We start from the raw sequence: 21,952 nt of genomic DNA, 5'->3' as shown, positions 1-21,952 counted from the left end.
ATCGGCTACAGCTGAGGCAGCAGATCCCGCATGCGCTTGATCTCGTCGGTCTGAACGGCGATCACGTCGTCGGCCATCTCCTCGGCCTGCACGTTGCGCCCGTTGCTCTTCAGGTCGGTCGCCATCTTCAGCGCGCCCTCGTGGTGGGCGATCATCAGCTGGAGGAACATCCGGTCGAAGTCGCCCCCGCGGGCCGCGGCGAGCGCGTCGAGCTGCGCCTGCGACGCCATGCCGGGCATAGCCGCGTGATCGTGCCCGGTGTGCGCGGGCGCGCCGCCGCCGAACTGCTTCTGCCACTGCTGCATGGCGCCGATCTCGGGCTTCTGCGAGTCGGCGATCCGGCTCGCGAGCCCCTTGACGGTCTCGTTCGCCGACCGCGATGGCACGAGTTCCGTCATGGTGAGCGCCTGCTGGTGGTGGACGATCATCATCGTCACGTAGGTCTGATCAGCCTCGTTGGGCGGCGCGGGCAGGTGATTGGACGCCTCACCAGGGGAAATGGTCTGAGCCTGTTCGCCCGGCCCGTTGGGCACGATGATCGGGGCCGCGTCCTGGTCCGACGACGAACACCCGGTGACAACGATGACCAGCCCAATGGCGGCCGCGACCATACCCGTTCGCACAGCGCTCCCCTTCCGCGACTGACCGCACAATACCCGCCGAAAGGAGCTGGTCATTAGCTAGGCGAACGGTACATACTGCGCGCGCATCCACCTCGACGTGAGAGGGGCACGGTCGTGATCAAACGCGATTCGGCTCGACGACGCAGATCGTCGTTGGCAGTCCTGGGGGCGCTCGCGCTTGGCCTGTCAACGTTGACAGCACCTCAGGCCATGGGACAGCCCGACAACCCGGACGCGGACATCGCGGGTCTCTCCGAGGCCCAGCTCGAGGCACCCGCGGTCCCCGGCACCCCCGGTGTGGACGAGATCAGCCACAGCCGGAACATGAAGCGGATCGCCCACCTCGACAAGCCGGAACCGTTCGCGGCTCCGGAGGGCACGCAGAGCGACATGGCGTTCACGGACAACCACGTGATCGTCGGCAACTACCTGGGCTTCTCGATCTACAACGTGCGCAACCCGCGCCACCCGAAGCTCGTGAGCCAGGTGCTCTGCCCCGGCGCGCAGAACGACGTGACGGTCCACGGGGACCTGCTGTTCCTGTCGACCGACTCGTCGCGCAACAACAACACCTGCACCAACGTGGCCCAGCCCGCGACGATCAAGGAGTCGTGGGAGGGCATCAAGATCTTCGACATCAGCGACAAGCGCAACCCGCGCTACGTCGCGGCGGTCGAGACGGACTGCGGCTCGCACACCCACACGCTGGTGCCGGGCAAGGACGGGAAGGACGTGTTCCTCTACGTCTCCTCGTACTCGCCGAGCCCGACGTTCCCGGACTGCCAGCCGCCGCACGACAAGATCTCGATCGTCCAGGTGCCGTTGAGGCACCCGGAGCAGGCGAAGCTGCACTCGGCGCCGGTCGTGTTCCCGGACGGCGGCGACGCCGGTGAGCCCGGCAAGCGCTCGGCGACCACCGGTTGCCACGACATCACCGTCTACCCGAAGCTCGACCTCGCGGCGGGCGCCTGCATGGGTGACGGCGTGCTGTGGGACATCTCCGACCGGCTCAAGCCGCGTGAGCTCAGCCGGCAGGCCGACGACGTGAACTTCGCGTTCTGGCACTCGGCGACGTTCAACAACGAGGGCACGAAGGTCATCTTCACCGACGAGCTCGGTGGCGGCGGCGCGGCGACCTGCAACGAGCAGATCGGCCCGAACCGCGGTGCCAACGGCATCTACGACATCGTGGGCAAGGGCGACCAGCGCAAGCTGGTGTTCCGCAGCTACTACAAGATCCCGCGGTACCAGACCGAGACCGAGAACTGCGTGGCGCACAACGGCTCGCTGATCCCGGTCAAGGGCAAGGACATCATGGTCCAGTCCTGGTACCAGGGCGGCGTGTCGGTGTGGGACTTCACCGACTCGAGCAAGCCGCGTGAGATCGGCTTCTTCGAGTACGGCCCCATGCCCGACAAGCGCGGTGGCGGCACGTGGTCGTCGTACTACTACAACGGCTACATCTACTCCTCGGAAATCGGCCGCGGACTCGACGTGATCGACTTCCGCGACCCGAGGGCGTTCCCGGCGAAGTTCGTCCGCTTCGACGAGCTGAACGTCCAGACCCAGCAGCACTACCGCGGCTGGTAGGAACGTAAGACACACAGGGCCGGAAGGTAAAACTCGCGCGAGTTTTACCTTCCGGCCCCTCGTGTCTTACGCTCCGGCCCCTTGAGTTTTACCGTCCGCCACCGCACTGACCGTGGTGAGCACGATGGTCACGACGACACCGGCGACCGCCGCCCACTGCGGCGTGCTGTGCGCGAGCATCCAGGCGGCCGCGGCGGCCGTCACGCCGTAGCCGACGCCCGTCACCGCGTACATCGTCGAGAACCCGAGTGCGTGTGCCCCAACGGGAAGCCGTTCGCGCAACGCCAGGCTCCGCGTCACCAGCACACCGGACTGGAACACCCCGGCCGCGAGCAACGCCACCGCGATCCCCGGCAGACCCGGAGCCACGGCCACGATCGTCACGCACAACGCCGTCAGCCCGAGCAGCACGAACCCCTGTGCACGCAGGTTCCCGGGCCACCGCCGCCATCCGTAGACGACGGCACCGAACATCCCGCACGCGGCGAACCCGGTCAGCAGCACACCGGTCCACCCGATCCCGATGCCGCGGTGCACCAGCAACGCGGGCAGCACGAGTTCGACGACCGCGAGCTGAGCCAGCGCGGCCGCGCTGACGAGGTAGATCGGCCACGCGCTCCAGATCACGCTCACCCGGACCGTGCCCGCGCGCGACGTCACGTGCCCGCGCGGCAGGATGAACACGAGCCACGCCGCAATCGCCGTCAGGCTCGCCGCCACCACGGCCGGCGCCTGCGGCGCGACGAACAGCGCCACGATGGTGACCAGCGCGGGCGAGAGCACCCACATGATCTGCGTGAGCAGCGCGTCGAAGCTCATCGCCTTCGGCACCTGGTCGTCGGGCAGCAACCCGATCAGCACCGCCCGCAGCCCGCCCGGCGTCGTCGACGGCGCGGCGCCCGCCACGAACGCCGCGGCGACGAGCACCCACGTGGTCTGGCTCGCCGCGAGCACCCCGAACGCGACCGCCCCGATCGCGAGCCCGACGGACAGCTGCCCGCGGATCCGCGACGGGTCGAGCATCAGCCCGATCAGCTGCGCGCCCAGCACCTCACCGGTGACGTAGACCGCTGCGAGCGTCGCGCCCAGCGCGTACCCGCCGGGCAGCTCCCTGGTCAGGAACACCATGACCAGCGGCGCCATCGCCAGCGGCAGCTTCGCGGCCATGGTCACGACGACACACGCGAGCACGTCCCGGTCGACGAACTCGCGGTACCGGAGGGTGGTCACAGCTCTTGGAAGAGCGTCAGCTGCAGTCCGGCGGGCGCCGACAACCTGGCGTTGAGGGAGTTCCACGGGGTGCGCGTCGGCTCCGCGATGACCTCGGCGCCCGCGGCCTCCAGCCGTTCGGTGGCCTCCTTCGAGTCGTCGACCTCGAACGCCACCCGGATGTGCCCGGCGACGCGCTTGCCGACCTCGACCCGGTCGATGAACTCGGAGTGGTTCGGGTCGATGATCTCCAGCGTCGCCCGGCCCGCCTCCAGGATCGTCACGCGACCGTCCTCCGAGGTGAACGCCTCGCGTTCCTCGAGGCCCAGGACGTCACGGTAGAAGCGCAACGCCTCGTCGTAGTCGGAAGCGGTCACGCACAGTCGGAGCTCACGAACACCGGTCATGTGCCGATCATCGCACCGCGCGTGTCAGCACCACGAGAAGTCCGAGAATCCCGGCGGTCACGTGGATCGGCGCGGGAGCGAACGTCGCGGCCAGCACCACCCCGGCGCCGATCGGCAGCAACGCGGCCCGCAGCCCGCTCTCCCGCGGACAGTCCTGCACGTACCAGACGCACATCAGGAAGATCGCGAGCGGCACGGTCGTCACCGCCGCGACCGCGACGCCCGACGCGTGCGAGGTGTGCAGGTCGTAGTCCACCGCGGCGGACAGCCCCGCACCGACGGCCGCGATCGACCCCAGGATGAAGAAGTGGGCGTAGCCCCAGATGAACGACCGCCGCAGGTTGTCACCGATCGAGGCCGGGCTCTCGAAGTACAGCCACCACACCGAGAACACGATGACCAGCGCGGCGACCGCGAGCGTCCACAGGTTGTGGCCGGAGTCGATGCCCTGCTGGAACGCCATCGTGGCGGCCAGGATCGATTCGCCGATCACGATCAACGTGAAGAGGCCGTGCCGTTCGACGATGTGGTGCGGGTGCCACGACGTCGGCGCCGCGCGTTCCGCCCAGACCGGCACCACCATCTCCAGCAGCACGCCGAGCGCCCAGAGCGGCACAACCAGGTGCTGCGGCGCCGCGAGCCACAGCACCCAGAGGGTCTGGAGCCCGCCGATACCGGCCGCGTACCGCAGCGCACAGCCGCGGTGTTCCTCGTCGCCGTGCGCGGCCCGCAGCCAGTGCACGACCATCGCGAGACGGATGATCACGTAGCCGGCGACGACGACGCGGAAGTCGCTGTGCTCGAACGCCCGCGGGATGCCGGCCGCGACCAGCAGCACGCCGCCGATCTGCACCATCGTCGTGACGCGGTAGAAGACGTCGTCGGTGTCGAACGCGCTCGCGAACCACGTGAAGTTCAGCCACGGCAGCCAGAGCGCGAAGAACAGCATGAAGTACGCGAGCACGCCGTGCCCGAGGTGGTTCTCGGACACGGCGTGGTGCAACGAGGAGGCGGCCTGCGCGACCGCCACGACGAAGCTCAGGTCGAACAGCAACTCCAGGGGTGTCGCCACCCGGTGCGCTTCGGCGGAGTCGCGCGCGACCATGCGTCTCACGCCGGCACCACCATCATCCGGGACTCGCGCAGGTCCAGCGACACCCGCGTACCCGGCTGGTAGTCCGCCGCCTGGTTGGACGGCTGGTCGACGCGCAGGATCTGGTCGTCGACCTTCACCGAGATGCGCGTGACCGGGCCGAGGAACGAGTGCGTCAGCACATCGCCGACCAGGCCGTCACCCTCGGACGCCGAGATCGCGATGTCCTCGGGCCGCACGATGATCCGCACGTCACCGTTGGGCAGGTCGGTCGACGCCGGCACGGTCACCGAACCGACGAGCACCTTGCCGTTGTCCGCCTTGGCCGACACGGAGTTCGTGACGCCGACGAACTGCGCGACGAACGCCGTCGCGGGCGAGCGGTACACCACCGACGGCACGTCCAGCTGCTCCAGCCGTCCCTGCGACATGACGCCGACGCGGTCGGAGACGGCGAGTGCCTCCTCCTGGTCGTGCGTGACGAACAACGTCGTCATGCCCAGTTCGGTCTGGATGCGGCGGATCTCGTCCCGCAGGGTGACGCGCACCTTGGCGTCCAAAGCCGACAGTGGCTCGTCGAGCAGCAGCACCCGCGGTTCGATCGCCAACGCCCTGGCCAGCGCGACACGCTGCTGCTGGCCGCCGGACAGCTGGTGCGGGAACCGGTTGCCGAGGTGGCTGAGACCGACCAGCTCCAGCAGTTCGCCGACGCGCTTGTCCCGGTTGCCGGTCTTGCGCAGCTTGAGCCCGAACGCGATGTTCTGCGCCGCGGTCATGTTCGGGAACAGGCTGTAGGCCTGGAAGACCATGCCCATGTCCCGCTTGTTCGCGGGCGTGCCCGTGATCTCCTTGCCGCCCACCGTGACCGTGCCCGAGTCCGACGTCTCGAACCCGGCGACGATGCGCAGCGCGGTCGTCTTGCCGCACCCGGACGGGCCGAGCAGGCTGACCAGCTCGCCCTCGGCGAGGTCCAGGTCGAGGCCGTCGAGGGCGACGTTGCCGCCGAACGACTTGCGCAGCCCCTTGAGTTCCAGATAGCCCATGACCTACTCCTCGACCACGGTCTGACGGCGCCGCTGGCCGACATAAGACAAAGCGAACAACAGAACGAACGCGAACACGAGCACCAGCAACGACACCGCGATCGAGACACCGGCGTTGCGCTTGCCGAGCAGGTTCACCTGCACCTGCAACGTGTCGAAGTTCAGCAGTGACGCGATGGTGAACTCGCCGAGCACCAACGCGACCGACAACAGCGAGGCGCCGATCAGCGCCGTGCGGATGTTCGGCACGACGACCCGCCACAGCACGGTCGCCCACGACGCGCCGAGGCTGCGTGCCGCCTCCGCCAGCGTCTTCAGGTCGATCGCCGACAAGCCGGCGTCGATCGCGCGGTACGCGAACGGCAGCACGAGGATCGTGTAGGCGAAGGTGAGCGTCAGCGGCGAGTCGCCGAAGAAGTAGTTCACCCACGCGTACAGCGGCGCCATGCCGACCACCAGCACGATCGCCGGGATCGCCAGCGGCAGCAGGCACAGGAACTCGACGAGCCGTTGCAGCTTCGGCAACCTGAGCCGGATCCACGCCATCGTCGGCACCAGCAGCACGAGCATCAGCACCGAGCTGGTGATCGCGAGCTCGACCGACACGAGGATCGCGTCGACCAGGTCCGGGTCGCTGACGATCTGCGTCCACGAGTCGAAGCTGCGCGTGTCGTTCACGCCACGGGTGGAGAACTCGCCCATCGCGAACAGCGGCAGGACGAAGTAGAACCCCAGCACCAGCAGGATGATCGTCCGCAGGACGCGGCGTTTGACTACCGAACCCACTTCGACATCCTTCGCTGCATGAGGACGTTGACGCCCATCGCGATGCTGACGATCACGACCATGCCCAGGCCGAGCGCCTTGCCGAGGTTCTCCTGACCGAGCACGACCTCACCGGTGAGGAACCCGCGGATCTGCAGCGGCACGATCGGGCTGCCCTGCGACACCAGCGCCGCCGCCGTCGCGTACGCGCTGAAGGCGTTGGCGAACAACAGAAGCAGCGCGCCGAGGAACGGCGGCACCAGGATCGGTCCGCCGACGTGCCGCCAGTACGTCCAGCTGGTGCCGCCGAGGCTCGCGGTCGCTTCCCTCCACTGTGGACGAAGACCGTCCAGCGCGGGCAGGAAGACGATGACCATCAACGGGATCTGGAAGAACGTGTACACCAACGTCAGGCCCGGCAGCTCGAACAGCCACGCGCTGCCCGCGAACAGGTCGATGCCAACGTTGTCACGCAGGAACTGCGTCACGAACCCCTGGAAGCCGACCGTCGCCAGGAAGGCGAACGCCAGCGGCACACCACCGAACTGCGCGAGCACACCGGACGCCGCGACGACGACGCGGCGCAGCAACCCTTCCGGCTTGCCGACGGCCACGGCCCACGCGAGCAGGGCGCCGAACACGGCACCGATCACCGCGGTGAGCGCGGACAGCTCGACGCTGCGGATGAACGCCTGCAGGTAGACGCCCTTGGTCAGGTCCGTCAGGTTGCCCAGCGTGAAGGCGCCGTTCGAGTCCTGAAAGGACCCCGCCAGCACGAGAATCGTGGGATATACCAGGAAGATCCCGACGAACGCCAGGAACGGCACGGCGACGAGGTACGACAGCGCCGAAGACCGGCCGGCGGCCCCACCCCTGGTGGGACCGCCGGGCTTGGTCGAAATGGGTGCTACAGCGGTCATCCCACTGCCTGTGCCCACGTGGCGGTCAGGACCTGCTTGGCCTTGTCGGCCTGCGCCAGGGTCTGGAACACCTGCTTGCCCTCGGTCTTGGGCAGCTTGGCCTTTGCGTCCTTGTCGGCCTTGTCACCCATCTTGTCCAGGCGCACCGGGCGGGACAGCCCCTTCAGGTACAGGTTCTGGCCCTCGTCGGAGTAGAGGAACTCCTGCCACAGCCGCGCGGCGGCCGGGTGCGGGGCTTCCTTGTTGATCGCCTGGTTGTAGTAGCCGCCGATCTGGGCCTCCTGCGGCACGACGACCTTCCAGTCGAGCTTGCCCTTGAGCTTGTCGGTCTGCGCGGCGTTGGTGTAGTCCCAGTCGATCACGACGGGCGTCTGACCGGACTCGATCGTCGCGGGCGACGGGTCGACCGGCAGGAAGTTGCCGGCCTGCTTGAGCTGCTTGAAGAACTCGACGCCGGGCGCGATGTCGTCGGCGCTACCGCCGTTGCCGAGCGACGCCATGACCACGCCGTTGTAGGCGGCACCGGCCTGCGTCGGGTCGCCGTTGAGCGCGACCTTGCCCTTGTACTCGGGCTTGAGCAGGTCCTTCACGCTGGTCGGAGCCGGCACCTTGCCCGCGTCGTAGCCGATCGACATGAAGCCGCCGTAGTCGCCGTAGTAGGCGCCATCGGCGTCCTTCAGCGCGTCGGGGATGTCGCCCCACGTGCTGACCTTGTAGGGCGCGAAGAGGTCCTTGTTGGCCGCGGCGACGTTCAACCCGAGGTCGAACACGTCCGGCGCGCGGTCCTGCCCCTTGAGCTGCTTGGCGGCGTTGATCTCGTCCTGGCTGGAGCCGTCCGGCTGCGCGGAGTCGATCTTGATGGAGTACTTCTCCTCGAACTTCTTGATGATCTCGCCGTAGTTGGCCCAGTCCGGCGGGAGGGCGATGACGTTGAGCTTGCCCTCCTTCTTGGCCGCCTCGACGAGCTTGTCCATACCGCCGAAGTCGGCCGCCGACTTGGCGGTCGCGGCGGCGCCGGTCGAGCCGCCGTCCTTGGCGGGCGGCGTGCCGCACGCGGCGAGCGCCACAGCCAGAGCACCGATACCGATCAGCCTGCCAACACGTGTCACTGGCCGCACCTTCCTCCTCGAAGCACGAAACGGGAGCTTTCGCGCTGTGGAAGATCCCTGTCAAGCTGGGCGCGCCGACCGTGACCGGTTCGACTCTTCGGGTGAATATCAGGTGATCCGGAGGTGGCCTGCGAACGCCTCCAGCGCCGCCCAGTGGGCCTCGGTGAGACCCGTCGCCGGGTCGACGTGGATCAGCTCGGTGGGCAGGCCGCGGCGCCGTTCGAGGAACGCCTCGCGGGCCGTTTCGTGCAGCGCGAAGTCGTCGTCGAACCAGGCCAGCGGGCGGCCGTACGCGTAGCGGGCGACCGGGCCGTACTTCCAGGTGTCCGACGCGGCGAACTCGACGACCTCGAGCGTCGGCAGGCCCAGCGCGGGCCCGATCATCGTGTTCGCGCGGTGCTCCCACGTGCTCGCCCACGCCAGCTCGGCGCCCGTGCGCGCGGCGAAGTCCAGCAACCGCCGCCCGTGCTCGGGGTTGAGGTGAACCCGCAGCGTGCGACATGCCCACCAGCGGCCGCTCAGCCGCAGGTCGTGCGGCACGTAGCCGGGCGGCCTCGCCTCACCCGCCCACGGGTTGAGCGGGCCGTCCACGTCGAGCAACACCAACGGCCGCACTTCGTCGTCCCCCGTATCTCAGCACCGGACCGCCTCCTCGACATACCGGAGGTGATTCGGATGAAGGCCCGAATCCTGCTGATGCTGCTGACCACCGCGGCCTGCGCGCACCCGACCCCCGGCGCACCCGTGGCCCTCGACAACGTCACCACATCTGTCGACGCGACCACGACGACTTCGGTTGCACCGCCACCGGTGACCACGCAGCCACCCGCTCCCCCGCCACCTGTCCGGATGACCACGACCACGACGAAACCACCGCCGCCACCGAAGCCGCCGGACCGCATCGCCCTGAGCGCCCAGGACCGCCGCGACGCCAAGTCCGTCCTGGGCACCACGCTGGAGACCTTCGATCCGGAGGCGTACTGGACGCGGTTCTGCCTGGAGTCACCACCGTGCGTGCGGATCGCCTACCAGCTGTCCCCCGGCCTCGACGACGTGCGCAACGGCTACATCGCCGAGGTCGTCATCCCGGACCCGCTGCTCGTCGGCGGCACGGTCACGTACGTGTTCAAGAGCAATGCCGAACCCACCACCTGACGCCGTCTCACGGGCGCTGCGGATCTTCGGGTCGATCCTCGCCCCGACCACGGTGCTGACCGCCCTGCTGTTCTACTTCGGCACCCAGCACGCGAACTGGTTCTGCCGCTGGTTCGGCGTCGAGTACACGACGCTCGGCCTGACCGCGTCCGACTACCTGATCCGCGCGTCGGACGGCATGTTCGTGCCGATCATCGCGGTAGCGGCGGCCGGGCTCGCGGCGCTGTGGGGAACGCGGCTGCTGAAAGCCAGGCTGTCCCCGAGGAGCTGGCGCACGCTGCGGAGACGCGCCGTGCCCGCGGCGACCGCGACCGGTATCACCCTCGTCGGTCTCGCCGTGAGCGCGTTCGTCGCGCCGAGGTGGCTGTACGACCTGGCCGGCCTGCCCGGCCTGTGCCTGGCGGCGGGATTCCTGCTGTTCCCGCTGGCCGATCGCCTGCACAACGAGAAGCAGCAGCACGCGGTCGCCCAATGGACGTTCACGTTCGTGCTCGTCACGATCGGGTTGTTCTGGGCGGTCACGGACTACTCGGCCGCGGTCGGCGAGAACCGCGGCTACCAGTACGAGACCGAGCTGGCGGGCCAACCGGACGCCGTCGTGTTCGCCGGAAAGGATCTCGGGCTGCGCGCACGCGGAGTAACGTCCACCATGTGTGACGAGGCGGCCGCGTACCGCTTCCGGTACGACGGTCTGGTCCTGGTGCTCCAGTCGGGCGGGTCCTACCTGCTGCTGCCGCGTGAGTGGAACCGGCAGGACGGGGTCGCCGTGCTGCTGCCCAAGTCCGCCGACGTGCGGCTGGAGTTCTCGCCGAAGGGGAGCGTTCGTGAACAGGGCTGCTGACCGGGGCCTGCTGGCCGTCCTGCTGAGCCTGCTGCTGGTCGGCGGCTGCGCGTCGCTGGGCGACGTGATGAGCCTGTCCGGCAAGATCAAGCACGCCGGCTTCACGGACGTGTCGGTCAACCACAACACCAGCAACGAGTTCGACTCGCTGAGCATCTCCGCGAACGGCCCCGCCGACGCCAAGCCGGACGACATCGGCCGCATCGTCTGGGACAACTACCCCGAGCACATCGACGAGCTTCGCCTGGTGCTCAACGGAAAGTCCGCCGTGGCGACCGAGGCGCAGCTCAAGGAGGCGTACGGCGAGCGCAAGATCGCGTTGAAGCCGGACGACGACGCGGCCGCCGCGAAGCGCGTCGTCATGCTCGTCGCGGGCATCATCGCGGGCGTCATGCTGTTGCTGCTCGGCGGCATCGTGCTGATCGTGGTGCTGGTGCGCCGCAAGAGGCGCAGCCCGCAACCCTGACATACTTGGCTGGTGCCTCGTCCCAAACACGTCCCGGCGGCCGACCTCAAGCTGCCCGACGCGCTGGACCCGGACCGGCCGAAGGGCGACCAGCTGCGCGAGATCCTGGAGAACGCGGCGGGCGACGCGGGTCCCGGCAGGCTGATGCCGTCCGAACGTTTCCTGGCCGAGCACTTCGGCGTCGCGCGCGGCACCGTGCGGGCCGAGATCAACCGCCTGGTGTCGGACGGGATCCTGTACCGGCAGCACGGAAACGCCACGTTCGCGGCGCAGCGGCCGGCGAGTCACATCGACATGCTGACGTCGTTCACCGAGGACATGCGCGGCCGCGGCGTACAGCCGAAGACGAAAGTGCTGCACGCGAGCGTGGAATCGGCGGGCCCGCGCATCGCCGCCAAGCTGAACATTCCACCCGGTGCGCGCATGTTCCACCTGGAACGCCTCCGCCTGGTCGAGGACGAACCGCTCGCGATCGAACGCACGAACCTTTCGGTGGACCGTTTTCCCGGACTCGACGAGTACGACTGGGAGACCCGTTCACTGCACAAGACGCTCGAGGAGCGCTGGGGCGTCCGTCCTGAGTGGAACGACATGTTGATCACAGCCGTGCTGCCGGAGCCACAGGACGCCGCGCTGCTGGAGATCCAGGCCACCCAACCGTGTCTGGTGCTGCAGGGCACCCTGCACGACACCGAGGGCGGCGTGATCGAGTCCGGGCGTTCGCTGTACCGGGCGGACCGCTACACAGTCTCGACACAGGCACGCCGCGCCCGATAAAACAAAAGAAGCCCAGCGCTGCCGCCGGGCTTCTTTCGGATATGGACGATACTGGGATTGAACCAGTGACCCCTACCGTGTCAAGGTAGTGCTCTCCCGCTGAGCTAATCGTCCGAGCGGATGACGAGACTCGAACTCGCGACCCTCACCTTGGCAAGGTGATGCGCTACCAACTGCGCTACATCCGCGTGCTCCCGGTTTCCCAGGCGCAGACGGAACTTTAACGGACGGTCGCGCCAAGCTCCAAATCGGTAAGACCGAGCCGAGACCACGTGGCAAGCTGCCTGCGTGAAAGCAGATCTTCAGCGGTACCTGAAGGCCGGCCGGGACGCGATCCTCTGGAAGCTCGAGGGCCTCTCCGAGTACGACATCCGCCGCCCGATGACGCCCACCGGCACGAACCTGCTCGGACTGGTGAAGCACCTGGCGGCCATGGAGGCGGGTTACTTCGGCGACACTTTCGGCCGGCCGTTCCCAGGCCAGGACGAGCTGCCCGACGGTGACGCGGACCGCAACGCCGACATGTGGGCGACGGCCGACGAGTCGCGCGAGCACATCATCGGCCTCTACCACCGGGCCTGCGCGCACGCCGACGCCACGATCGAGGCGCTCGACCTCGACGCCCTCGGCCGGGTCGAATGGTGGCCGGAGGGCCGCGATGAGGTGACGCTGCATCGCATCCTCGTGCACATGATCGCCGAGACCCACCGGCACGCGGGCCAGGCCGACATCGTCCGCGAGACCATCGACGGCGCCGTCGGCATGCAGAACGGCAACGACAACATGCCGACCGACGACCAGCGGTATTGGGCCGACTACCGCGAGCGGCTCGAGGACACCGCCCAGCAGTTCCGCTAGACCGGTCGCCCGAACTCCGCGTACACGGTCTCCCCCGACGAAGCCGCGCGCACGGCGAGCAGCAGCCTGCGGTGCAGCGACGGGTGGATCCGAGGTTCGGCCGCGTCCAACGACAAGAAGTCGACCCCGCTCAACTCCGAGTCGCGCGCGGTCAGCGGCTGGTCGAGCACCCCGCCGTCGAACACGAACTGCTGGCTGTCGCGCCACACACCGTTGCGCGGCACCCAGTCGACGACGAGCAGCGCGCCGACCGCGAGGTCCAGGCCGAGCTCCTCGCGCACCTCACGCACGCACGCGGCCTTGGGCGACTCGTTGGCGTCGACCATGCCGCCGGGGATCTCCAGGAACGGCTTGTACCGCGGCACGACGAACGCGACGTGCCCGCGCCCGTCGCGCAGCAGCACCCCGGCCGCGACGGGTTTCGCCGCGATGCGCCCGGCGATGCCGGGGTTGAACTCGACCTCGGGCGGCCCTTCGAGCGCAACGTCGGCCGCGAACGTCGCCGCGTCGGCACAACTACGCGGGTTCACCGCTGATCCGCCGTGTAGTGCACGCCGCTGAACCCCTTGCGCCACGCGGAGACCTCGGCCGCGACACCCGGATCGGTGAACCCCCGGCTGATCAACCCGGCCAGGTCGGCCATGTCGCCCGGCCCCATGCCCAGCCGCACCAGCTCGGGCGTGCCGATGCGCAGCCCGCCATCCACGGGAGCGTCCGGCAGTCCGATACCGCACGCGAGCAAGTTGGCCCGCCGCAACAGTTTCGCGGCGGCCTGCCCGCCACCCCACTGTTCGGCGCGCAACGCGAACTGGTGCGACTCGGTCGGCGCGAAGAGCGGAAGGCCGAGACGTGCCAACTCGGAGGCCAGCGTCCGGGCCGTCTCGACCATCGCGGCCGCATACTCCGCACCAGCAACCTTCCAGTCGACCATGGTCACCGCCAGAGCGGCCACCTTGCCCGCGTCGAAGTTCGCGGTGAGCCCGGGAAAGGCGATCCGGTCGATCCGCTCGGCGAGCGCCGCGTCGTTGGTGACGACCACGCCACCAGGCGGGCCGCCGAGGCTCTTGTAGGTGCTGAACGTCATGAGGTGCGCGCCCTCGTCGAGCGGGTGCGGCCACGCCTTGCCCGCGATGAGGCCGCAGAGGTGGGCGGCGTCGAACAGCACCTTCGCGCCCACCTCGTCCGCGATCTCCCGGACCTGCCCGACCGGGTGCGGATGCAGGTTCAGGCTCGAACCGAGCGTGATCAGCTTCGGGCGGACCTCGTGCGCGAGTGACCGCAGCGCCTCGACGTCGACCGTGTAGCCCCGCACCGGCGCGGGCACGGTGGTGAGCCGGAACCGCCCGGCCGACCCGCCCGCGTGGTGGGTGACGTGCCCGCCGATGGCCGGCGGCGGCGCGATGATCGTGTCGCCGGGCTCGCACGTGGCCATGAACGCGTACAGGTTCGCGATGGCGCCGGACGGCACCCGCACCTCGGCGTACCTCGCACCGAACACCGAAGCGACCAGCTCGGCCGCGATGACCTCGATCTGCTCGATCGCCTCGAGCCCCATCTCGTACTTGTCCCCCGGATACCCGAGCGACGGCCGCGACCCGAGGTTCGCCGACAGCATCGCCTCGGCCCTCGGGTTCATGACGTTGGTCGCGGGGTTGAGGTTGACGCAGTCGGCGTCGTGGATCCGCCGGTTCTCGGCGACGAGCCGGTCCAGCTCGGCGAGCAGCGCCGGCGGCGTGGCACCGGCCGTGGCCGAGGCGATCGAACGAACCCGCTGCTCAGACGCTTCCGGAACCCACGGGCGGGGTGCGAGCGAGACCATTGCGCAACGGTAGATCAGGAGGCCTTCTTGCGACGCCCCTTCTTCTTGGCCTGCACGCTGCGCTCCAGCGCGTCCATGAGGTCGACGACCTCGGTCGCCTCCGGCGCCTGCTCCTCGTAGACGATCTCGCGCCCCTTGCGCTTGTCCTCGATGAGCTTGTTGACCCGCTCGGTGTAGGTGTCGCGATAGTCCTTCGGCCGCCAGTCGTCGGCCATCGACTCGACCAGCGACACGGCCATGTCGAGCTCCTTGCCGCGCGGCGCCCGGCCCTCGGGCATCTCGCGCAGCACGTCGGCGGGGTCGCGGATCTCGTCGGCGAAGAACATCGTCTCCAGCGCGAGCACCCCGTTGTCCGGCCGCACCGCGGTGAGGTACTGCTTGCCGCGCATGACGAACATGGCGACGCCCGCGCGGTTCGTCTTCTTCATCGCCTGCGCGAGCAGCAGATACGGCCGGCTGAACTCCGGCTTCGCCGGGCCGAGCCAGTAGGTCTTCTGGAAGTAGATCGGGTCGATCTCGTCGAGGTCGACGAACGCCTCGATCTCGATCGTCTTCGACCGGCCGGGCGCGATGTCGTCGAGCTCCTCCGGTTCGAGCACGACGTATTCGCCGCCGGACACCTCGTGCCCCTTGACGATCTTCTCGTAGGGCACCTCACGCCCGGTGCGCTCGTTGACGCGCTTGTACCGGATGCGGTCGGACGTGCCGCGTTGGAACTGGTTGAAGTGCACGGTGTGGTCCTCGGTGGCGCTGTAGAGCTCCACCGGGATGTTCACCAGCCCGAAACTGATCGACCCGCTCCAGATCGCCCTGGCCATGCACTCCGGTTACCCACGAACAACGCAGGTCAAGCCTCGACCGTCTCCCGGTACGCGAGCCGCCGGGCGTAGTCGTCGGCCCGCAGCCGCTTCGCGAGCTCGACGAACGCCCGCCGCGCGTCGCCAGCGTGGCCGTTCTCCAGCAGCCGCTGTTCGAGCTCCTCGACGGGCCACGTGACGAGCGCGCCGTACCGGGCGAAGTAGATGGCGACATTGCGGATCCGGTACGCGTCGTCGGTGTCCAGCCACGCGCTCGCGAGCAGTTTCCAGATCCGCCTGGTGCTCCGGTCCCCCTTGTCGACCGCGACGGCCGCGGTCACCTCCGCGAGCGTCGTGCCGTCGGGGCCGCCGAGCACGAACGTCGCGTCGTCCCAGTGGTCGAAAATGGCGGGCGCGGCGATGCCCAGCGGCGTGCCCACCGGCGGGTCGCCCGCCAGGCGTCGCAGCTCGTCGAAGGCACCACACTCCCGTACGTGCCGCACGAGTGCGACGGGGTCGGCGATCGCCTCGTCGTCCGCCGCCGCGTGCAGTTGGCGCACGGTCGGCGGCTCGTCGCGGAAGAGCTGGAACAGCGGGTGGCGCGAGCTGTCGTTGCGGTAGACGTACTCGAACGCCGCCAGCAGCCAGCACAACCGCGCCAGGCCCGTCTCCGGGCCGATCTCACCGAGCTGCCCGTGCGGTGCGTGCGCCCAGAAGTAGGCGCGCATGCGGTCGAACAACTCGGCCAGCACCGGCTGGTCCGGCAGGCCGGGCCGCATCTTCCAGCGCTCGGCCTGTTCCAGCGAGCCCGCGGGCATGACCGCCGATCCACGCTCGCGGGCGGCCCCGAGGTCCACCCAGCCGTCGATCGCCGGCCGCAGGTCCAGCGCCCGGCCGCGCTGTGCCGCGGAAAGCCGTGCGTGGGTCGGGTAACGGATCGCCTGCTCGTCCGCCCAGGCCCTGGTCACGAATCCGGTGCGCACCAGGCCGAGCAACGACGAGTACGGCGGGGCGGCCTGTACCGCGGTGGCTAATCGGATCGCGAACGTGCGGCTCGCCCGATCCCAGTGCTGCCGGTCCACCGTCCCGGCCGGGCGGATGGGCGACCGGTCCTTGATCAGCGCGAACAGGTCGTCCGCGACGGACGCCGAACCGGTGAGCCGGTCCGCGCACCAGTCGCCCAACTCGCCGTGGAAAAGGTGGCTCACCAGAGACATGGATCAACCATAAGGGCCCGCACGAGCCTGATCACGTGTCATGCGGAAGCCGGACCAGCGACATGATCACGTCGGCCGGTGTCCCGGCCGGCGCGTACAGCCGGAGTTCGGTGTCGTTGCCGCGGTGCAGGGCGGTCAGCTCGTGCAGGGCCGCGACGCCGGCACTGGCCAGATGCGTCACCCCGGTCAGGTCCACGGTCAGCGGGCTGGTGCCCGTGGAGCCGGCGGTGCGGACGGCTCGGTCGAACTCGGCCGCCGTACCCGCGTGCACCGGTCCCTCGACGCGGATGCGCGGAGACGACTCCGACCGTTCGTTGCGGACCACCAGGGGAACGGTCAGTGCCGTTGGCCGGACCATCGGCGTCCAGATCAGGTCCTCCTTGGTCAGCAGCCTGGCCGGACCGCTCAGCCGGAGCGACGCGGTGGCGGTGGTGCCGTGCCCGTCGTGTTCGATGCGCAGCGTGTCGACCATGTGCTCGGCGACCTGCAGCCCGAGTCCGCGATCGGCCGACGGCGCAGGTTCCCGCCAGCGGCCCTGGTCGCTGACCTGGATGCGCACGTGGCCGGTGTCGTCGAGGGTCGCGGCGACGGTGAACGAATGCGGGTCGGCGGAGTCGATGTAGGCGTGTTCGATCGCGTTGGTGGCCAGTTCACCGGCCGCGTGCCGCACCGCCTCGGCGTCGTGCTGGAAGATCCGCGCGTCGGCCAGCCAGGCCTCCAGGCGTTCGTGGACGAGGGCGAGTGCCTCGGGGACGGCCTCGAGCCGCAACTCCAGGTCCGGCGGTGGTGCGAGGCGTTGACCGGCGAGCAGGGTGATGTCGTCGTCGTGCCCGGTGACCCTGGTCAGCAGCTCCAGTGTCTGCGTGCACACCCGTTCGGCCGGGAACGCGCTGTCACCCCGCAGCGCGCGGTCGGCGGCGATGTCGGCCGCGGCCTGCAACAGCTCGACCGAGCACTCCGCCAGCTCGCGTCCCGGCCGCTCCAGGATCCCGTCGGTGTACAGCAGCACGAGCTCGTCCGGCGCCAGCCGGTCCGCACGGACCGACTCGGCCGTGAACTCGCCGCCGACCCCGACCGGACCGGCCGCGGTGGCTGCCAGATAACGACCTTCACCCGCCGTGGACAGCACGAGCGGCGGTGGATGACCGGCGGTGCAGTACTCCAAAGCGCCGGTCGCCGGGTCCACCATCACCACGCACACGGTCGCCGCACGGGCGCCGCGGATCCGGTCGGCGGCCGCGTCGAGCGCCCTGAGCGCGGCGACGATGTCGCGGGTGGTCGCCAGCCACTCGTGCAGCAGGATCCGCAGCTGTCCCATCGTGGCCGACGCGGTCACGCCGTGCCCGACCACGTCCCCGACGACCAGGGCGACCCGGCCGTCGGAGAGGTGCAGCGCGTCGAACCAGTCGCCGCCGGCGGCGGTGTCGGCATCGGCCAGCAGGTAGCTCGCCGCGATCTGCATCCGCGGCAACACCGGCACCCCGTCCGGCAGCAGCTCACGCTGCAGCGCGTCGATCACGTCGCGGGCCTGCTCGTAGCGCAGCTCGGCCTCGGCCGTCCGTCGCTGCGCCGTCCTCCGGTCGCGCACCTGCTCGGTCACGTCCACCGCGGTCACCGTCACCCCGACGATCTCGCCGTCGTGCCCCCGGCGCGGGTCCGCGGTGAACTCGACGAAGACCTCGGTGTAGCCGCCCTGGTCCGGCAGGTCCATCTGGGCCCGGAAGTCCCGCAGGTGCTCGGGCTGTCCCGTCGCGTAGACCCGGTCCAAGATCGGCTTGATCTGCTGCCCCATCGCCTCGGGAAACGCTTCCGCGAGCAGCATCCCGACAACGTTCTCCCGAGCGGTGAACGCCCGGTACTGGTGGCTGGCCGCCACGAACCGATGGTCTGGGCCCTCCAGCGCACACACCATCAGGGGCATCTGCTCGAACACCTGGTAGATCACCGACGGGTCTCCCGCCCGCCGCACCAGATCGTCGTCTGACCGGTCTGACATCTGACGGCCATTCCTCCCGACGGTCGGCCTTCAGATTTGTCTACCCACCGCCACGTCGATCAAACCCTGTGGCTCACCGGTAGAAGTACGCCCGGATGGTGGTGCCGTGGTCGCCGGTGTGGGTGCGCACCAGGTCGGCGAAGTGGTTGACGAGCAACAGGCCCCGGCCGCGGTGCTGACGCACGGGCGCCGGGATGCGTCCGGCGAGCGGATCGGTGAGCCGGCCGGTGTTCTCGACCTCGCAGTGGAACACACCCCCGGTGAACCAGGTGCGCAGCGTCGCGACGCCGCGGTCGTGCTCGATCGGGTTCGACAGCAGTTCGGTCACCACGAGCGCGATCTCCGCCGTCCGCGCCGCCGAGAACCCCGCGGCGGCGGCCTGTGCCGTGACCTGATGCCGGGCTCCGGGCAGACCGGCCAGCCGGACCTCACGGCCCGCGGCGGGCGCGGCGGCCAGCGCGCGGTTGTACTTGCGCACCACGGCATCCGGCGCGTACGGCGCACTGATCCGCGTGGTCGGGCCGTCGGTCACGACCGGGTGCGTGATCTCGGCATCGAGCAGCACGTCCTTGGGGAGCCGCGTCGCGTCGTACGGACACAGGATGGTCACCGCACGCCCCACGAACGCCAGATTGATCAACGCCTCGTGCTGCGCGCAGGCCGGGTACTCCTCCTCGCTGCGACCGGCCCAGATCGGTTCGCCGACGATGCGCACCCGGCGTGAGGTGTACCGGTCGGCGAACGCCCGCAGGACGAAGGGGATGATCCGGCCGGGATTGCGGCCCACCACGGTCATGTCGGCCCACTGCACCCGTTCGGAGGCGCGGCCGAGCGCGGCCCGCAGCAGCACGCCGTTGTGGTCGGGAACGGCCACGGCCACGGGTTCTCCGGCGGCCAGGCCGACGGTGATGAACGGCAGGATCGCGGACACGTACTCGTCGGTGTCGTGGTAGAGCAAGGCCGGATGACTGAACACCGGCCTGCGAAGTCGCATTGGCGTCAGGTACCCGATCGTGTCACGGCGCCAAACCCTTAAATCGGCTCGGGGTCGGTGCGCCTGGTGATGAGCTCGGCGGCGACGTCCACGAGCTTGACGTTGAGCTCCTGCGAAGTGCGCCTGAGCAGGTCGAACGCCTCGTCGGCGGTGATGCCCTGGCGGTTCATCAGAATGCCCTTGGCCTGGCCGATGATGTCGCGTGAGTCGATCGCGCGCCGCAGCTGGGCGCGGTGCAGGGTGGCGATCTCCGCGGTCTGCATGTGCGCCAGCGCGAGCGACGCGTGCGTGGCCAGCAGCAGCGCGGCGTGCCGATCGGCGTCGGTGAAGCCGAGCGACGTGCGCGCGTACATGTTGAGCGCGCCGGTGACGAGATGCCGCCCGCTCGCCGGGATGAGCTCGGTCGACAGGACCGCGCGCAGCCCGTGGGCGACGGCCGCCTCGGCGAACTGCGGCCACCTCCGTTCGGCGCGCAGGTCGATGCTGATCGTGTAACCGGGACCGGAGGGATGGGCGGCGTCGATGCACGGCCCCAGCCCGCTGCGGTACTGCACCTGGTCGAGCTCGCTGGCGATGTGGTGGGTCTCGACCGGCGTGGTGAACGTGCCGTCCGGGGCGCGCAACGTCACGCTGACCACCTCCGCCGCGGGCACCACGTGCAAGGCGGCGGTCACGATCTGGTCCAGTGCGTCGGCGACGGTCGTGGCGGTCAACAGCGTGCGCGTCAACGACTCGAACTGTGCCACGAGCTCGTCGGCGTCCACTGTGGCCCGTTCAGCCCGTGCGATGAGCGCCGATTCGAGGTCGGCGTACCGCGGCAGGGCGCCGCCGGGATCCGCGGTGTCGAGGACACACGCCACCGCACCCACGGGTTCGACCACAAGCGCGCACCGCACGCCACGGGTCAGGTGCGACTGGACGAACGCGTCGAGAGTCCGAACCCCCGCGGCCGGAAGCTGCTCGAGCTCCCGCAGGTCCAGCACCACCAGCGCGGGTGGCGGAAGCGTCGCGGTGGCGTCCGCCAGCGTGCCGGCGGCGTCCGGCTCGAACACGCCCGACAGCCTGAGCACCAAGGCTTGTTCCGCGACCGCAGAAGTCACCTTCATCGTCATGATCGGGCCGCCACCGGCTGTTCCACGCGCTGGTACAGCCGCTCGACGCGTTTGGCGACCTCGCTCCACGTGTGCCGAGCCCTGATCCGATCCTCGCCCGCGACGCCACAGGTGCCCCGCAACGTCGAGTCGCTCAGCATCACCCGCAGAGCCCGGATCAACCGCTTCAGGTCACGTGGCGGCACGAGCACACCGGTCACGTGGTCGATGACGATGTCCGTAAGCCCGCCAACGGCGGAGGCCACCACCGGCACGCCACAAGCCATGGCTTCCAACGGCACCACGCCGTACGACTCGACCCACGGCACGCAGGCCACGACGTCCGCGGACCGCAACAACGCGGGCATGTCCTTCCTGGCCACATGTCCGGCGAGCATCATCCGATCCGCCACCCCGAGCTTGCGCGCCCACCCCTGCAACCTGCGCTCTTCAGCCCTGGTCCCGCGCCCGGCAATCACCAACTCGGTGTCGAGCAGCCTGGGGAGGGCGGCGACAAGGTCCGCAAACCCGTTGTGCGGCAACAGTTTTCCCACCGACACAATCCGCTGCGGAGCAGTCTTCTGGGCCGCGGCCCCACGTGATCCGAACAACTCGGGGTCGACTCCGCGAGGCACAATCTCGATCTTCGCGCGGGCGATCCCCATCCCGACGAGCTCGTGCACCTCGTCCTCGCAGGTGGCCACGACCAACTCGGCCTCACGCCCAACCAGCCGCTCGGTGCTGATGCGCCGCACCATCTCCTCGCCGCGCGACCTGGCGCCGAGCCCGTGATATGACTGCACGACGGGAATGCCGTGACGCTGCGCCGCAAGCAGCGAGACGAGCCCGGACGTCCAGTAATGCGCGTGCACCAGATCCGGCCGCCGCACACCCCAGTCGTCAAGGAGGAACTGGGCGAAATCGCCCATCCGCGCGTCCGGCTTCACCTGCCGCGCCGGCCCGGCGGGCACATGCACCACCTGGTAACCGTCCGGTGTAGTGATTTCGGAGAGCAACCCCTCGGCGTCGCGCCGGGTGTACACGGTCACTTCGTGCCCGAGCCGCACCAGGGCGGCGGACAATGAAGCGACGTGCAGGCTCTGACCACTGTCCGGCGTGAGCGGACTGGCGTGCACCGACACCATCGCGATCTTCATTCCCGGTCACCTCCCCGCCGATGTA

Annotated in this window: 22 protein-coding genes, 2 tRNA genes and 1 pseudogene; 6 read left to right on the top strand and 19 right to left on the bottom strand. The window is 69.3% G+C overall.

Annotated elements, in window-relative coordinates; translation table 11 throughout:
• Window positions 1-5 precede the first annotated feature (5 nt).
• Entirely contained in the window at window positions 6-623 is a 618-nt protein-coding gene (locus tag QSK35_RS27915; RefSeq protein WP_285750499.1) for a DUF305 domain-containing protein, read from the bottom strand.
• 210 nt (window positions 624-833) lie between these two features.
• Between QSK35_RS27915 and QSK35_RS27910 the strand changes: the two genes are divergently transcribed.
• On the top strand, window positions 834-2,213 hold the full coding sequence (locus QSK35_RS27910; RefSeq protein ID WP_285750498.1) for an LVIVD repeat-containing protein: 1,380 nt from the start codon (window positions 834-836) through the stop codon (window positions 2,211-2,213).
• A gap of 66 nt (window positions 2,214-2,279) precedes the next feature.
• On the opposite strand, the gene QSK35_RS27905 is transcribed toward QSK35_RS27910, so the two are convergent.
• The 8 genes from QSK35_RS27905 to QSK35_RS27870 form a co-directional block, all read right to left on the bottom strand.
• Window positions 2,280-3,443, bottom strand: a complete 1,164-nt coding sequence (locus QSK35_RS27905; RefSeq protein WP_285750497.1) for an MFS transporter — start codon at window positions 3,441-3,443, stop codon at window positions 2,280-2,282.
• On the bottom strand, window positions 3,440-3,829 hold the full coding sequence (locus QSK35_RS27900; protein ID WP_285750496.1) for a VOC family protein: 390 nt from the start codon (window positions 3,827-3,829) through the stop codon (window positions 3,440-3,442). Before QSK35_RS27900 ends, QSK35_RS27905 begins: the two co-directional genes overlap by 4 nt.
• Before the next feature lie 7 nt (window positions 3,830-3,836).
• On the bottom strand, window positions 3,837-4,934 hold the full coding sequence (locus QSK35_RS27895) for a low temperature requirement protein A (protein ID WP_285750630.1): 1,098 nt from the start codon (window positions 4,932-4,934) through the stop codon (window positions 3,837-3,839).
• 5 nt (window positions 4,935-4,939) lie between these two features.
• Window positions 4,940-5,965 carry an ABC transporter ATP-binding protein gene (locus QSK35_RS27890; RefSeq protein WP_285750495.1) on the bottom strand — a complete coding sequence of 342 codons (1,026 nt, stop codon included), beginning with the start codon at window positions 5,963-5,965 and terminating at the stop codon, window positions 4,940-4,942.
• A gap of 3 nt (window positions 5,966-5,968) precedes the next feature.
• A complete protein-coding gene (locus QSK35_RS27885; RefSeq protein ID WP_285750494.1) occupies window positions 5,969-6,751 on the bottom strand; it encodes an ABC transporter permease in 783 nt (260 codons plus the stop codon).
• On the bottom strand, window positions 6,739-7,650 hold the full coding sequence (locus QSK35_RS27880; RefSeq protein ID WP_285750493.1) for an ABC transporter permease: 912 nt from the start codon (window positions 7,648-7,650) through the stop codon (window positions 6,739-6,741). Before QSK35_RS27880 ends, QSK35_RS27885 begins: the two co-directional genes overlap by 13 nt.
• Entirely contained in the window at window positions 7,647-8,759 is a 1,113-nt protein-coding gene (locus QSK35_RS27875; RefSeq protein WP_285750492.1) for an ABC transporter substrate-binding protein, read from the bottom strand. Before QSK35_RS27875 ends, QSK35_RS27880 begins: the two co-directional genes overlap by 4 nt.
• Window positions 8,760-8,867: 108 nt before the next feature.
• Window positions 8,868-9,374, bottom strand: a complete 507-nt coding sequence (locus QSK35_RS27870) for an HAD domain-containing protein (RefSeq protein WP_285750491.1) — start codon at window positions 9,372-9,374, stop codon at window positions 8,868-8,870.
• Window positions 9,375-9,434: 60 nt separating this feature from the next.
• Here QSK35_RS27870 and QSK35_RS27865 point away from each other — a divergent pair, with 60 nt between their 5' ends.
• From QSK35_RS27865 to QSK35_RS27850, 4 genes are read left to right on the top strand one after another with little or no spacing between them, the layout of a single operon-like run.
• Window positions 9,435-9,914 (top strand): hypothetical protein, encoded by a 480-nt coding sequence (locus QSK35_RS27865; RefSeq protein ID WP_285750490.1) that lies wholly within the window; start codon window positions 9,435-9,437, stop codon window positions 9,912-9,914.
• Window positions 9,895-10,755, top strand: a complete 861-nt coding sequence (locus QSK35_RS27860) for a hypothetical protein (RefSeq protein ID WP_285750489.1) — start codon at window positions 9,895-9,897, stop codon at window positions 10,753-10,755. The genes QSK35_RS27865 and QSK35_RS27860 overlap by 20 nt, the downstream gene beginning before the upstream one ends.
• Window positions 10,739-11,221, top strand: a complete 483-nt coding sequence (locus QSK35_RS27855) for a hypothetical protein (RefSeq protein ID WP_285750488.1) — start codon at window positions 10,739-10,741, stop codon at window positions 11,219-11,221. The genes QSK35_RS27860 and QSK35_RS27855 overlap by 17 nt, the downstream gene beginning before the upstream one ends.
• A gap of 12 nt (window positions 11,222-11,233) precedes the next feature.
• Complete coding sequence (locus QSK35_RS27850; RefSeq protein WP_285750487.1) at window positions 11,234-11,998, top strand: GntR family transcriptional regulator; 765 nt, start codon at window positions 11,234-11,236, stop codon at window positions 11,996-11,998.
• A 42-nt stretch (window positions 11,999-12,040) separates the two neighbouring features.
• Here QSK35_RS27850 and QSK35_RS27845 read toward each other — a convergent pair.
• Window positions 12,041-12,112, bottom strand: a tRNA-Val gene (locus QSK35_RS27845).
• A 1-nt stretch (window position 12,113) separates the two neighbouring features.
• Window positions 12,114-12,186 (bottom strand) — tRNA-Gly (locus QSK35_RS27840).
• Window positions 12,187-12,286: 100 nt separating this feature from the next.
• Here QSK35_RS27840 and QSK35_RS27835 point away from each other — a divergent pair.
• Complete coding sequence (locus QSK35_RS27835) at window positions 12,287-12,856, top strand: DinB family protein (RefSeq protein ID WP_285750486.1); 570 nt, start codon at window positions 12,287-12,289, stop codon at window positions 12,854-12,856.
• On the opposite strand, the gene QSK35_RS27830 is transcribed toward QSK35_RS27835, so the two are convergent.
• From QSK35_RS27830 to QSK35_RS27795, 8 genes and pseudogenes are all read right to left on the bottom strand, one after another.
• Entirely contained in the window at window positions 12,853-13,386 is a 534-nt protein-coding gene (locus tag QSK35_RS27830) for an NUDIX domain-containing protein (RefSeq protein ID WP_285750485.1), read from the bottom strand. The genes QSK35_RS27835 and QSK35_RS27830 overlap by 4 nt on opposite strands.
• Window positions 13,383-14,675, bottom strand: a complete 1,293-nt coding sequence (gene glyA, locus QSK35_RS27825; RefSeq protein ID WP_285750484.1) for a serine hydroxymethyltransferase — start codon at window positions 14,673-14,675, stop codon at window positions 13,383-13,385. Before glyA ends, QSK35_RS27830 begins: the two co-directional genes overlap by 4 nt.
• 23 nt (window positions 14,676-14,698) lie before the next feature.
• A pseudogene (ku, locus tag QSK35_RS27820) lies at window positions 14,699-15,493 on the bottom strand (non-homologous end joining protein Ku); the annotation flags it as partial.
• A 29-nt stretch (window positions 15,494-15,522) separates the two neighbouring features.
• On the bottom strand, window positions 15,523-16,689 hold the full coding sequence (locus QSK35_RS27815; protein ID WP_285750482.1) for a hypothetical protein: 1,167 nt from the start codon (window positions 16,687-16,689) through the stop codon (window positions 15,523-15,525).
• A 31-nt stretch (window positions 16,690-16,720) separates the two neighbouring features.
• A complete protein-coding gene (locus tag QSK35_RS27810) occupies window positions 16,721-18,685 on the bottom strand; it encodes a SpoIIE family protein phosphatase (RefSeq protein WP_285750481.1) in 1,965 nt (654 codons plus the stop codon).
• A gap of 73 nt (window positions 18,686-18,758) precedes the next feature.
• Window positions 18,759-19,679, bottom strand: a complete 921-nt coding sequence (locus QSK35_RS27805) for an anti-sigma factor RsbA family regulatory protein (protein ID WP_285750480.1) — start codon at window positions 19,677-19,679, stop codon at window positions 18,759-18,761.
• Window positions 19,680-19,717: 38 nt separating this feature from the next.
• Complete coding sequence (locus QSK35_RS27800; RefSeq protein ID WP_285750479.1) at window positions 19,718-20,785, bottom strand: ANTAR domain-containing protein; 1,068 nt, start codon at window positions 20,783-20,785, stop codon at window positions 19,718-19,720.
• 2 nt (window positions 20,786-20,787) lie between these two features.
• The gene (locus QSK35_RS27795; RefSeq protein ID WP_285750478.1) at window positions 20,788-21,927 is read right to left on the bottom strand and encodes a glycosyltransferase; all 1,140 of its coding nucleotides are present in this window, start codon (window positions 21,925-21,927) and stop codon (window positions 20,788-20,790) included.
• Window positions 21,928-21,952: the final 25 nt, after the last annotated feature.

The organism is Lentzea sp. NBRC 105346, assembly GCF_030269605.1.
GTDB lineage: Bacteria > Actinomycetota > Actinomycetes > Mycobacteriales > Pseudonocardiaceae > Lentzea.
Note: the sequence above shows the minus strand (reverse complement) of the source record. Positions and strands in the feature narration are given on the sequence as shown.

What these genes read in the sequence shown, in the direction of transcription:
- glyA (WP_285750484.1), bottom strand. Translation starts at nt 14,675, where the DNA reads ATGGTCTCGCTCGCACCCCGCCCGTGGGTTCCGGAAGCGTCTGAGCAG.
- QSK35_RS27815 (WP_285750482.1), bottom strand. Translation starts at nt 16,689, where the DNA reads ATGTCTCTGGTGAGCCACCTTTTCCACGGCGAGTTGGGCGACTGGTGC.
- QSK35_RS27865 (WP_285750490.1), top strand. Translation starts at nt 9,435, where the DNA reads ATGAAGGCCCGAATCCTGCTGATGCTGCTGACCACCGCGGCCTGCGCG.
- QSK35_RS27800 (WP_285750479.1), bottom strand. Translation starts at nt 20,785, where the DNA reads ATGAAGGTGACTTCTGCGGTCGCGGAACAAGCCTTGGTGCTCAGGCTG.
- QSK35_RS27910 (WP_285750498.1), top strand. Translation starts at nt 834, where the DNA reads ATGGGACAGCCCGACAACCCGGACGCGGACATCGCGGGTCTCTCCGAG.
- QSK35_RS27795 (WP_285750478.1), bottom strand. Translation starts at nt 21,927, where the DNA reads ATGAAGATCGCGATGGTGTCGGTGCACGCCAGTCCGCTCACGCCGGAC.
- QSK35_RS27895 (WP_285750630.1), bottom strand. Translation starts at nt 4,934, where the DNA reads ATGGTCGCGCGCGACTCCGCCGAAGCGCACCGGGTGGCGACACCCCTG.
- QSK35_RS27805 (WP_285750480.1), bottom strand. Translation starts at nt 19,679, where the DNA reads ATGCGACTTCGCAGGCCGGTGTTCAGTCATCCGGCCTTGCTCTACCAC.
- QSK35_RS27880 (WP_285750493.1), bottom strand. Translation starts at nt 7,650, where the DNA reads ATGACCGCTGTAGCACCCATTTCGACCAAGCCCGGCGGTCCCACCAGG.
- QSK35_RS27810 (WP_285750481.1), bottom strand. Translation starts at nt 18,685, where the DNA reads ATGTCAGACCGGTCAGACGACGATCTGGTGCGGCGGGCGGGAGACCCG.
- QSK35_RS27860 (WP_285750489.1), top strand. Translation starts at nt 9,895, where the DNA reads ATGCCGAACCCACCACCTGACGCCGTCTCACGGGCGCTGCGGATCTTC.
- QSK35_RS27890 (WP_285750495.1), bottom strand. Translation starts at nt 5,965, where the DNA reads ATGGGCTATCTGGAACTCAAGGGGCTGCGCAAGTCGTTCGGCGGCAAC.
- QSK35_RS27900 (WP_285750496.1), bottom strand. Translation starts at nt 3,829, where the DNA reads ATGACCGGTGTTCGTGAGCTCCGACTGTGCGTGACCGCTTCCGACTAC.